9 protein-coding genes are annotated in these 12211 nt (G+C 64.0%); 6 read left to right on the top strand and 3 right to left on the bottom strand.

The window, feature by feature from the left end:
• Positions 1–121: 121 nt before the first annotated feature.
• Positions 122–829, bottom strand: coding sequence for a lysophospholipid acyltransferase family protein (locus ACQUSY_RS06145; RefSeq protein WP_428903632.1), 708 nt, complete (start codon positions 827–829; stop codon positions 122–124).
• A 201-nt stretch (positions 830–1030) separates the two neighbouring features.
• Here ACQUSY_RS06145 and ACQUSY_RS06140 point away from each other — a divergent pair, with 201 nt between their 5' ends.
• Both ACQUSY_RS06140 and dxr read left to right on the top strand, forming a co-directional pair.
• Positions 1031–2008 carry an FKBP-type peptidyl-prolyl cis-trans isomerase gene (locus tag ACQUSY_RS06140; protein ID WP_428903621.1) on the top strand — a complete coding sequence of 326 codons (978 nt, stop codon included), beginning with the start codon at positions 1031–1033 and terminating at the stop codon, positions 2006–2008.
• A gap of 27 nt (positions 2009–2035) precedes the next feature.
• Positions 2036–3121 (top strand): 1-deoxy-D-xylulose-5-phosphate reductoisomerase, encoded by a 1086-nt coding sequence (dxr, locus tag ACQUSY_RS06135; RefSeq protein ID WP_428903620.1) that lies wholly within the window; start codon positions 2036–2038, stop codon positions 3119–3121.
• Between the two features lie 57 nt (positions 3122–3178).
• On the opposite strand, the gene ACQUSY_RS06130 is transcribed toward dxr, so the two are convergent.
• The gene (locus tag ACQUSY_RS06130) at positions 3179–4801 is read right to left on the bottom strand and encodes a Mur ligase family protein (RefSeq protein WP_428903619.1); all 1623 of its coding nucleotides are present in this window, start codon (positions 4799–4801) and stop codon (positions 3179–3181) included.
• A gap of 59 nt (positions 4802–4860) precedes the next feature.
• Here ACQUSY_RS06130 and ACQUSY_RS06125 point away from each other — a divergent pair, with 59 nt between their 5' ends.
• The gene (locus ACQUSY_RS06125) at positions 4861–6198 is read left to right on the top strand and encodes a M50 family metallopeptidase (protein ID WP_428903618.1); all 1338 of its coding nucleotides are present in this window, start codon (positions 4861–4863) and stop codon (positions 6196–6198) included.
• A 40-nt stretch (positions 6199–6238) separates the two neighbouring features.
• On the opposite strand, the gene ACQUSY_RS06120 is transcribed toward ACQUSY_RS06125, so the two are convergent.
• Entirely contained in the window at positions 6239–8101 is a 1863-nt protein-coding gene (locus tag ACQUSY_RS06120; protein ID WP_428903617.1) for a chorismate-binding protein, read from the bottom strand.
• A gap of 225 nt (positions 8102–8326) precedes the next feature.
• Between ACQUSY_RS06120 and ispG the strand changes: the two genes are divergently transcribed.
• The 3 genes from ispG (at position 8327) to ACQUSY_RS06105 (ending at position 12189) form a co-directional block, all read left to right on the top strand.
• The gene (ispG, locus tag ACQUSY_RS06115) at positions 8327–9478 is read left to right on the top strand and encodes a flavodoxin-dependent (E)-4-hydroxy-3-methylbut-2-enyl-diphosphate synthase (RefSeq protein ID WP_428903616.1); all 1152 of its coding nucleotides are present in this window, start codon (positions 8327–8329) and stop codon (positions 9476–9478) included.
• Positions 9479–9560: 82 nt separating this feature from the next.
• The gene (locus ACQUSY_RS06110) at positions 9561–10397 is read left to right on the top strand and encodes a hypothetical protein (protein WP_428903615.1); all 837 of its coding nucleotides are present in this window, start codon (positions 9561–9563) and stop codon (positions 10395–10397) included.
• Between the two features lie 247 nt (positions 10398–10644).
• The gene (locus tag ACQUSY_RS06105) at positions 10645–12189 is read left to right on the top strand and encodes a Re/Si-specific NAD(P)(+) transhydrogenase subunit alpha (RefSeq protein ID WP_428903614.1); all 1545 of its coding nucleotides are present in this window, start codon (positions 10645–10647) and stop codon (positions 12187–12189) included.
• The last annotated feature ends 22 nt before the right edge of the window (positions 12190–12211 follow it).

Here is a 12211-nt window from a genome sequence, read left to right as displayed (position 1 = left end):
CGGAGCCAGCCGGGCATTAGCGTGAGACACGAGAGACCTCCGTGGACTCGAGGGAACCTAGACAGCTCCAACTCGACTACGGAGGTCTCTCCTACGTCAACAACGATCCGGGTCAGTACACCTAGCGGCGTTCGTGGGGCAGAACCTGCTTGATGCGCTCGATCGGGGTGGCAGCGGGAACCTCGTTGAACTGGTTCGCAAGCTCCTGACCCGACAGGGCATGGATCGCGGCCATGATCTCATCGGTCGCGGTGCGGCGGGCTTTGCCACTGGTGGCGGGGCCATGTGATGACAGGTCGAGCGGTTCACCGAACTTCACGGTGATGCGCTCCTTGAGCGACGGCATCTTTGCGCCCTTCGGCATGACCTTGTCGGTGCCTATCAAGCCGACGGGCACAATGAGTGCGCCGGTCTGCAGTGCCAAGAACGCAGCACCCGTACGGCCCTTGTAGAGGCGGCCATCGAGCGAGCGGGTGCCTTCGGGATACAGCGCGACGGCGCGGCCCTCTTCGAGCAACTGACGCTGCTGCTCAAGCGCATCGAGTGCGGCCTGGCCGGCACCACGCTTGACACCGATCGCGCCGATGGAGGTGAAGAACGAGCGCTGCGCCCAGCCCTTGAGGCCGGTGCCTTCAAAGTAGGTGGACTTCGCGAGGAAATGCGCTGGGCGCGGAGCGACGACCGGAATCGCGATCGAGTCGATGAACGACAGGTGGTTGCTCGCGAAGATGACCGGGCCCGTCATTGGTACGTTGTCTTTGCCCTCGACACGCGGGCGGTAAATAAAACGAGCCAGCGGCGTGAGAATGGCGCGACCGAACCAGTACATGAACGTCGGGCGGTTCTTCGACGGAGTGGGAGTCGATTCGGGTTCCTGCTCGTCAGAAGTCACCAAGCGAGTTTACTACGCAGCGCATGCCCCGACTGGCATGGGGTACGTGGCCGTGTCAGCGTGACGCAACGTTCTCCCAGGCGAGGCATAGCCGCGTGCGACAGAATAGAGGTTCCGTCTGTCTTGCAAAGGAAACCCGTGCGCGCTCGACTCTCCCTTATTGCCCCCGCTCTGCTGATTTCAGCACTGGCTCTTGCTGGCTGCTCGACCGGCAGTGCAACGCCTACCCCGACACCCACCGTAACGTCGGCGACCGGCAACGAAGCACCCGCCGTTGACCCCACGACTGACCTGTGTGGTGCGGCGTACGAGAGTGGCCCGTCGATCGAGGCTGTCACGATTGACCCCGACACCACGAAGGAGCCGACGCTGACGTTTACGGCACCCCTCGAGGTTGCTGGCATCGAGCGCACCGTCACCGTCGAGGGCGATGGCGAGGAGCTCAAGTACGGCCAGCTCGTTGACGTCGCACAGACGATCTTTGACGCGTCGACCGGTGAAAAGGTCGCTGAAGCTGGCTGGACGAGCGACCCGGTACTGACGTCGATCGTCGCAGAGACCGGCATGGCACAGGCCATTAGCTGCGCACCCGTCGGCTCCCGTGTCGCCGTGACCACGCCGGCAAGCACCGACCGTCCGGCCTACATCTGGATTTTTGATATCAAGGGCATCACGCCAAACGTCGCATGGGGCGAGCAGCAGCCTGCCGTTGAGGGCATGCCCACCGTCACGCTCGCCGAAGACGGCACCCCGACCGTCACGATCCCGAAGGGCGACGCGCCCACCGAGGTCAAGCTCGCAACGCTCAAGCAGGGCGACGGCCGCGTCGTCAAGTCAGGCGACACCGTGACCGTTCAGTACATGGGCATCAAGTGGTCTGACGGCACCGAGTTCGACAGCTCGTGGAGCCGCGGCGCTGTGCCGTCGTCGTTCCCGACCACCGGTGTTGTTGAGGGCTTCAAGCAGGCGCTCGAAGGCTACGAAGTCGGTTCGCAGGTTCTCGTCGTCGTTCCGCCCGCAGCCGGTTACGGTGCACAGGCTGGGCACGAGCTCGAAAAGGAGACGCTCGTCTTCGTCGTCGACATTCTCGCAACGTCGACGCCGGCCGCGCAGTAATCCCGCCAGCCGCGTAGGGTGGGCGACATGCGTCGCGTCATCATTCTTGGTTCCACTGGCTCTATCGGCACCCAGGCCCTCGACGTCATCCGCTCCAATCCGGGGCGCTTCGAAGTCGTGGGTCTGGCTGCCGGAAGCGACGCCGCAGGGGTCCGTGCTCAAGCCGACGAGTTTGACGTTGAAGACACGGCTCTCGGCGCCGTAGACGCCGAGCAGCTCGTGCGTGACGTTGACGCTGACGTCGTCATTAACGGCATCACTGGCTCCGTCGGCCTCGGCCCAACGCTTGCCGCGCTCGAGACCGGCAAGACGCTGGCGCTCGCCAACAAAGAGTCACTCATCGTTGGTGGTGACCTTGTTACCGCGATCGCTGAGCCTGGTCAGATCGTTCCGGTTGACAGTGAGCACTCGGCGCTCGCGCAGGCGCTCAAGGGCAACCTACCCTCCGACGTTCGCCGCCTCGTAGTGACAGCCTCTGGCGGCCCGTTCCGTGGGTTCACTCGCGAACAGCTCGCGTCGGTAACGCCTCAGCAGGCGCTCGCGCACCCGACGTGGGACATGGGCAAAGTCGTCACGACCAACTCCGCCACCCTCGTCAATAAGGGTCTCGAAGTCATCGAGGCGCACCTGCTGTTCAGTGTTTCGTACAGCAAGATCGAGGTCGTCGTACACCCGCAGTCGATCGTGCACTCGATGGTCGAGTACGCCGATGGGTCCACGATGGCGCAGGCCTCGCCGCCAGACATGCGGCTTCCGATTTCGCTCGGGCTCGATTGGCCGAGCCGCATCAGCGGTGTCGGTACGCCGCTGGATTGGACGAAGGCCACGCAGTGGACATTCGAACCGCTCGATAACGACACGTTTCCGGCTGTCGCGCTGGCAAAGGATGTCGGTCGGGCCGGCGGAACCTTCCCCGCGGTCTACAACGCCGCCAACGAACAGGCAGTGGACGCTTTTCACGCCGGAGCGATTGGCTTCCTCGACATCGTCGATACCATCGCGGCGGTGGTCGACGCACACGAGGCACCCGACGAACTCACGCGCGAAAGCTTGGCCGAGACAGAAGCCTGGGCGCGGCGCACCGCAGATCAGCGCATCGCTGCTCGCGCTTAACCGCACCGCCAAACAAAAACCTCGCTTCGCCCGATCTGGGCAAAGCGAGGTTTTTCGTTAGTCAGCGCAGGGAACCGGCCAATTGGGTTCGCCCACCGGCCAGCCAGCGTCGCGCAGGGCGCGGCGAGCCAGTTCGCGTGCGGAGTACGGGGTGCGCACGCCGCGAATATCGCGGTAGTCCTGGTGGCCGGGGCCTGCCCACAAAATCGCGTCGCCGTCGCCGACCATGCCGACGGCGGCGATGATCGCAGACTCCGGCGGCGAGAACTCATGAATCTCCGCGTCGGGCTGAGCAAGACGGGCGCCCTCGATGAGGGTGGCACGAATGCTCGTAGGGTCCTCAAAGCGCGGGTGGTGGTCGGTGATCACCAGAATGTCGCTACCGAGCACGCCCGCGCGACCCATGTCGTTCCGCTTCGTGGCGTCACGGTCACCGTCGGCGCCGAACAGCATCAGCACGCGGCCAGGCGTCACCCGGCGCACTGCAGCGAGCGTCTTTTCAAACGCGTCGGGGGAGTGCCCGAAGTCGACGTAGACGGCGGGGCCGGTCGCGCCCGAAACCAGTTCGGTGCGTCCGGGGAGATACGCGGTGATGCGGCCGTCGCGCTCTAGCGCGCCCGCAATCCGATCCCAGTCGTAGCCTGCCTCTAACAGCATGACGATGGCGAGGCCAGCGTTGGCCGCCATGTGCGGGCCGATAACCGGAACCACGGTGGTGAGGGTGCGCCCGTCGCGGCCGGTGAGGGTGAAGGTTGTGCCCTGCTGGTGCTCGGCAACGATGTCGACCACCCAGTGCGCGGCGCGAGCAGCGTCGGGGTCAGCAGCGATGAGTGGGGTGCCGACGGTGACGACTGGAACCTCGGAGCGCGCAACAACTTCGGCTCCCGCTGCAGAGTCCAAACTCACGACGCCGCGCTGTGAGCGGTCGGCGTGGAACAGCGCGTGCTTCGCCTCGAAGTACTCATCCATGTCGGCGTAGTCATCAAGGTGGTCGTGGCTGAGGTTCGTGAACCCGGCAACGTCAAACATCAGGCCGTCAACGCGGTGACGGCTCAGCGCCTGCGCCGAAACTTCGACGGCGACGGCTTCGACATGACGCTCACGCATGAGCGCGAGGAGCGCGTGCATTTCGCTGGCCTCAGGCGTCGTGAGACGCGACACGATGACCTGACCCGCGATGTGGCGTTCGGCTGTCGACGATAGGCCAGACACGACGCCCAGCTGACGCAGGATGCCCTCCAATAGGTGCGACACGCTCGTCTTGCCATTGGTTCCGGTCGTTCCCAGTAACAGCGGGAGGTCATCGTCTGCGCCCGTGCCGTACGCCCAGGCGCTCATGTCGCCGAGCAGCGCTCGCGGGTCATTAACGATGAGAATCGGCAGACCACTGGGTTCAGCGAGCACGGCACCAGCCTCGTCGGTGACGACGGCCACAGCACCGGTGTCACCCGCGCGCTGCGCGAACGACGCGCCGTGCGTGTTCACGCCGTTGATCGCAACAAAAATCTCGCCGGGGCGCAGATCGGCGGTTGCCAACGTGAGGCCGGAGAACGTGATGTTGTCAAGGTCGCCGAGCGTGCGCGTAGCAAAGCGGTCAGCGAAGGCTCCGAGGGCCTGCTGCGGTGGGTTTTCCGGGCGCAGGACGGGAGGCAGGTTTGAGGCAGGAGTGTCTGTAGACATGTCGCTTCTATCATCCCACCTTGCGGCTGTCACAAAGGTGAGCGTTGTAGCCTCGGCGTGTGACTGTGCTCGCCTTCATCATCGGCATTCTTGTGATTGTCGTCGGACTCGCCGTATCTATCGCCCTGCATGAGATCGGCCACCTGGTGCCCGCGAAGCTCTTTAAGGTGCGCGTTGGCCAGTACATGATCGGTTTCGGGCCGACGCTGTGGTCGAAGAAGTTCGGTGAAACCGAGTACGGTTTCAAGGCGATTCCGCTCGGTGGCTACATTTCAATGGCGGGCATGTACCCGCCGACCGCGGGCGATGCGAAGACGGGGAAAGCCGGTGGCGGCTTCTTCCGCACTATGGTGCAAGACGCCCGCGACGCGAATGACGAAACGATCGGCGCCGACGAAGACCGCGTCTTCTACAAGCTGCCGACCTACAAGCGCATCATTATCATGCTCGGCGGCCCGCTCATGAACCTGCTGTTCGCCGGTGTGCTGTTCACGGTGATTTTGAGCGGCATCGGCATTCAGCAGTCGAGCAACACGATCGCCACGATTAATGAGTGTGTGATTCCGGCATCGTCGACGCAGACCGAGTGCACGCCCGACGACCCGGCGTCTCCTGCAGCCGCCGCCGGCCTCAAGCCGGGCGACACGATCACCGCGATTGACGGCAAGCCCGTCGAAAACTTCGTTGAGGTCTCCACTATCATCCGCGACAACCCGGGCACCGAGCTCAGCTTCAGCATTCTGCGCCCGTCGTCGAGCGGCGGTGAGGCCGAGCCCCTCACGCTCACCGTTACGCCGATGCTGGCGCAGCGCCCCGCGGTCGATGACAAGGGCAACATCGTTACGAACGCTGACGGAACCACGCAAATGGTTGACGTCGGATTCGTCGGCTTTGGTCCGACGCAGGTTCTCACGCCGCAGCCGCTTTCCGCAGGTATCGAGCAGACAGCGTCGAACGTGGGCGCGGTTGCCGGAATTATGGTCGAACTGCCCGTCAAGCTTTACAACACGGCTGTCACCCTTGTGACCGGCGGTGAGCGCGACCCCAACGGCCCGATCAGTGTTGTCGGTGTTGGTCGAATTGCCGGCGAGGTCGCGGCGATCGATGCGCCCATCGCGACGCGCGTCGCTGGTGTGCTGAGCCTCGTGGCTTCCCTGAACATCGCGCTGTTCGTGTTTAACCTGATCCCGCTCCTTCCGCTCGACGGCGGTCACGTCGTCGTCGCACTGTGGGACGCGATCAAGCGTGGCTGGGCAAAACTGTTCCGTCGCCCCGCCCCCAAACCTGTGGACGCGACCAAGCTGGTTCCGCTGACCTTCGTGGTCGTGATAGCGCTCGTCGGCATGGGCGCGCTGCTGCTCATCGCCGACATCGTCAACCCGGTTCAGCTGTTCTAAACCGGGTGTGGGGCACCGTCACCGGCACCCCACACGACGATTAAGCGAGCGCAGCGCGTACGAGGCGCTCGAGCGTGTGGATGCCGTCTTTCGACAGGATCGACTCGACGTGCCCTTGCACCGACGCGACCTTTGGGCCGCGTAGCGCGTAGACATCACCCGTGGCGGCGTCGGCAGACACCGTCACATCGCCGACCAGTTCGGTGCCCGGCGTGACGCGCGCCGTGAACGTGTTGTAGAAACCGATCGTTGCGGGCTCGCCGAACACGTCAACGCTCTTCTGCACGCCCTGGTGCGGTGACGCCAGCGGCGCGAGCTCGATGCCCAACTGGTCAGACAGAATCTGGTGGCTCAAGCACACGGCAACGAGCGGCGCGCTCGTGGCACGGCGCAGCGCAACGACCTCGCGCATGCGGGTGATGCGGGGGCTGGAACCATCACGCGGGTCGCCGGGGCCCGGGCCAGAAACGACGAGGTCGGCGGCGCGCACCGCGTCGTCCGTGACTTCGCTCCACGGCGTGATCGTGACGTCCAGGCCGAGGTGGTGAAGCTGGTGACCCAGCATCGTCGTAAACCGGTCTTCAGCGTCGACAACCAGCACCGAGGTTCCGGTGAACGCCCCACCAGCCGCGGACTGCGCGTTCAGCCAGAACGGGGCCAGGCGCTCGTTGCGTGAGACCAAAAGCTCGGCGATGTCGGGGTCGGCAGCGAGCGACGGGCGTTCGGCAGGCTGGTCGGGGTCGACGGGGGTGTCGCGCGTAATCGCTCCGATCGCGCCCAGCACGCCGGCGGCCTTGCCGTGCGTTTCGCTCACTTCGCCCTCGGGGGAGGAGTGGCGCACCAGCGTTGCGCCGACCGGAACGCGCAGACGGCCGTTCTCGATGTAGGCGGTGCGAATCAGAATGGGGGCGTCAAGGTCGTGGCCGCCCTCAGCGTTGGGCGTGAACAGCGCGGCAACACCCGAGTAGTAGCCGCGCGGCGCCGACTCGTGGCGACGAATGGCGGCACACGCGTTTTGCATGGGAGAGCCGGTCACGGTCGGCGCAAACATCGTTTCGCGCAGCACGTCACGCGGGTCGAGGCGGCTCGAGCCCCGCAGCATGTACTCGGTGTGCGTCAGGCGCGACATTTCTTTGAGGTGCGGGCCGGTGATGCGCCCGCCGTCGCTACAAATGGCGCTCATCATCTTGAGCTCTTCGTCAACGACCATGAAGAGCTCCTCCGTCTCCTTTGTAGAGCGGAGGAATTCGGAGAGCGTCTCTTTCGTCGCGCCACCCGCCGGGTGTCGGAACGTGCCGGAGATCGGGTTCATCGTCACGACACCGCCCTGCGATGACACGTGCGCTTCGGGGCTTGCGCCGACCGCGATGTACTCTTCGGTGACGACCGCAAACGTCCAGTAGGCGCCACGCTCATGCTCGAGAAGGGCATTGAACCATGTGAGGGCCGCCGTGCGCGGGTCGGCTTCGACACCCGCGACGTAATCCCGGCGGATGACGAAGTTGGCGCCTTCCCCCCGGCCGATCTCATCGCGGATGACGCGGCGCACGATCTCGGCGTAGTCCTCGTCCGTGATGTCGAAGCCAGCATCGGCGAGCGCGATGGGCGCCGCAGGCAACGTGTCGAGCGCTTCGGTGCGGGGAAAGAAAGCGTGGTCAGTAACGATCAGGCACCGCAGCGGCGCATCGTCATCGTGCGCTTCGAATCCGCGCTCGCGCACCTGGCGGTACGGGACCATCGCGAAGACTTCGCGGGCGGTTCCGTCAGCGGCGTGAAGCGGAATGTCGGCAAGCAACTCGACATCGGTGACCTCTCCGGTGAGGACTTCAACGTCGTCGGAACCCTGGCGTGCGAGAAGCACGAACGGCGCGTCGAGGGGGAGTGCATCAAGCAGGCCAGACATGAATTCTTTGCTCCTGTTCACGGCGGCATAGACAAAAAAGACCGCCCAGTGGGGACGGTCTCTTCGAAGAATCGCGAACGCACCGCCTAGGAGGCGGGCCACCAGGAACGGTTCGCGATCATGGGGCGAGGTTATCAGAGGAACGGCGTACGCCGCGCCAATAAGTCAACTCATTGCACAGAGTTGCTCAGCGCTCACACACCCGGTTCGGCGTAGGCTGGATACGTGCCAGCAGTTAATCTCGGAATCCCCACCGCTCGTGAAATTCTTGCGCCCCGTCGTAAGTCTCGTCAGATTCGCGTGGGCAAGGTTCTCGTCGGCGGCGACGCCCCGGTGAGCGTGCAGTCGATGACGACGACACCAACGACCGACATCAACGCCACGCTGCAGCAGATTGCCGAGCTCACCGCCTCGGGCTGCGAGATCGTGCGCGTTGCCGTGCCGAGTCAAGATGACGCTGACGTGCTGCACATCATTGCGGCGAAGAGTCAGATTCCGGTGATCGCCGACATTCACTTCCAGCCGAAGTATGTCTTCCAGGCGATCGACGCTGGTTGTGCCGCGGTGCGCGTTAACCCGGGCAACATTCGCAAGTTTGACGACCAGGTCGGTGCCATTGCGAAGGCAGCGAAGGAAGCTGGTGTTTCACTGCGCATCGGCGTCAACGCCGGTTCGCTTGACCGCCGCTTGATGGAGAAATACGGCAAGGCAACGCCGGAGGCTCTCGTCGAGAGCGCCGTGTGGGAGGCCTCGCTGTTTGAAGAACACGACTTCCACGACTTCAAGATTTCGGTCAAGCACAACGATCCGATCGTCATGGTGAAGGCCTACCGTCAGCTTGCTGAGCGGGGCGACTGGCCGCTGCACCTCGGTGTGACTGAGGCAGGCCCGGCCTTCCAGGGCACGATCAAGTCGGCCACCGCCTTCGGAATTCTGCTGTCTGAGGGCATCGGCGACACGATTCGCGTCTCGCTGTCGGCGCCGCCGGCCGAAGAGGTCAAGGTCGGTCACCAGATTCTGCAGTCACTTAACCTGCGCGAGCGCAAGCTTGAAATCGTTTCGTGCCCATCGTGCGGTCGCGCACAGGTCGACGTCTATACGCTCGCGGAGCAGGTAACCGAGGGTCTCAAGGACGTCACGGTTCCGCTTCGCGTGGCCGTCATGGGTTGCGTTGTTAACGGCCCCGGCGAAGCTCGCGAAGCTGATCTCGGTGTGGCGAGCGGTAACGGCAAGGGTCAGATCTTCGTCAAGGGTGAGGTCATCAAGACCGTGCCTGAGTCCGAGATTGTCGCGACGCTCATCGACGAAGCGCGCCGCATCGCCGAAGAGATGGGCCCCGACGCCTCGATCGGAACTGCCCAGGTCGTCACCGGCTAAGAGCCCCGCTCACCGTCGCCGCATTGCGGCAATCACCCTCGCCGCCACCGTGGCGCCGTTCGACTCGGACTGCACCGCGCTCGTGTCGACAGCACGCGCGACGGAGCTCGGGCTCACACCGCGCAATTTCGACGAGACATCGAGCGACGGTCTCGGATGGGAGCCGTTCTACGCCGACAGTGCTGCGCGGATCGGTGCCTTCTCGTGTGGCTGGGTGACAGCAGATGGCATCTCGTATTCGAGCATCCAGGTCATACCGTCGGCCGCGATCAGCGACAGCCTTCGACAGCAGTGGCCAGAGTGGTTCACAGGGGAGTGCGTTTCGATCTTCGAAGATTGCCAGCACCTCATTGAGGCCAATGGCATTGCGGTCGTCGTGAACGCCGCGCCTGACGTTCGAGACGAAGTCGTCGGTGACGTCACCGACGCCCTGGAATCAGCGGACGAACCTGCCATCGGAACGCTACCTCTCGATGCGTGGCAAGAACCTCTGACCTGTGACGTTGTCATGGGGGTGGTGAAAGAGTGGTCGCCGACCGACGAGCTTGAGCCGGGCTTGCCGACAGATGTCATCGGCGTGGGTCCCTTCACCGAGGGGCTACGTGAGACAGCACCCTACGTGTGGTGCCCACTCACGGGTTATCAAGAGAACACGATGATCGCGGCGGTCATTCAGCCCGGGCACGGAGCGCCCAGTGAAGCGCGCCTCGAAGCACTAAAGGCTGAGCCTTACACCGTACTGGGCGCCGACAACGCCTGGGTCGTGCGAGAAATGCCGTACTCGATGACAACGGCTGTCGTGGCCGTTGTGGGATCAAACCGGGTCACCATTGCGATGGGATCACAGACGCGATCGGAAGAAGAGCTGGTGGGAACCGCGACATCGATCATCGCCGAGCTCCTCGCGCGACACCGGTAACCAAGCACCTGCTTGGTTATATTTCCATTTCCGAAAGAATTGCCAATCTTTCTTCTCAAAGTGGTCATTAATTGCTGATCTTTGAGAGGCGTTGCGGATAGTGTTTCCACAGTCGCCTCATCCCCGGTGACTTTCGCTCACATTATTTGAGCATCGCGACTACAAGGCGTTGTGTGGCGCTCCTGCGCCCTGTTGAATTTCGCGAAGGCGAAGAGTTCGTCCGCAATGCAGCGGAGATGGAGAGAACATGGCAGTCATCGGCATTGTTGCCGAGGGGCCCGCAGAGACACGCGTCGCTGCAACGCCCGCTACGGTGACCCAGTTGGCAGGTCTCGGATACGACGTATCCGTCGCCGACGGCGCAGGAGAGCGTTCCAGCTTCTCCAATGGCGCGTACGAAAAGGCGGGCGCACGCATTGTGTCGCCAGCCGAGGCATGGGGCGCCGATATTGTGCTCGCTGTCGCTGCTCCGGAGCAGGCACAGATTGACCAGATGCGCGCCGGTGCCGTTTTCGTCGGAATCCTCGCGCCAGCGTTGAGCCCCGACCTGCTTGCGGCCCTCGCCGCCCGTGGCGTCACCGCTCTCGCAATGGACTCCGTGCCTCGCATTTCCCGCGCGCAGTCGATGGACGTGCTGAGCTCGATGGCAAACATCGCGGGCTACCGCGCCGTCGTCGAAGCCGCTCACGAGTTCGGTCGCTTCTTCACCGGCCAGGTCACCGCGGCCGGTAAGGTTCCGCCCGCGAAGGTGCTCGTCGCTGGAGCCGGTGTCGCCGGCCTCGCTGCGATCGGTGCCGCATCGAGCCTCGGCGCGATCGTTCGCGCCACCGACCCGCGCCCCGAAGTTGCTGACCAGGTCAAGTCGATCGGTGGCTCCTACCTCCCCGTCGAGGTTGAGGTTGAGCAGTCCACCGACGGTTACGCGAAGGCCACGAGCGAGGCTTACGACAAGCGCGCGGCCGAGCTGTACTCCGAGCAGGCTGCTGACGTCGACATCATCATCACGACCGCGCAGATCCCGGGGCGCGCCGCTCCCGTGCTGATCACCGCAGCCGACGTTGCATCCATGAAGTCTGGTTCCGTCATCGTTGACATGGCTGCCGGCTCCGGCGGAAACGTCGTCGGTTCGGTTGCTGGTGAAAAGATCGTCACCGACAATGGCGTCATCATCCTCGGCTACACCGACCTCGCCGGCCGCCTGCCTACCCAGGCATCGCAGCTGTACGGCACCAACCTCGTCAACCTGATGAAGCTGCTGACCCCCGCCAAGGACGGCCAGCTCACGCTCGATTGGGACGACGTCGTGCAGCGCAACGTCACCGTCACCCGTGACGGCGACGTGACGTTCCCGCCGCCGCCCGTCAATGTCTCAGCCGCACCTGCTGCTGCTCCCGCAGCCGAGGTGCCGGTCGCGGCAGCGAAGAAGGGCATGAGCGCGGGCGCCAAGACCGGTCTTATCGCTACCGGTATCGCCGCTCTCTTCCTCGTCAACGCGTTCGCACCCGCACCGCTGCCGCAGCACTTCACGGTGCTGATGCTGTCGGTCGTCATTGGTTTCTATGTGATCGGCAAGGTGGCACACGCGCTGCACACGCCGCTCATGAGCGTCACCAACGCGATTAGCGGCATCATCGTGGTCGGTGCGATCACGCAGCTCAACACGGACGACATCGTGGTGCAGATTCTGGCGGCCGTAGCCGTGCTGCTCGCCAGCATCAACATCTTCGGTGGCTTCGCGGTAACGCGGCGCATGCTCGCAATGTTCTCCCGCGACCCCCGCTCCGAGCGCTAACCCGGCACCGCCAGAACGAGGA

It is taken from the genome of Microbacterium daqui (assembly GCF_050408675.1).
Classification (GTDB): Bacteria; Actinomycetota; Actinomycetes; order Actinomycetales; family Microbacteriaceae; genus Microbacterium.
Note: the sequence above shows the minus strand (reverse complement) of the source record. Positions and strands in the feature narration are given on the sequence as shown.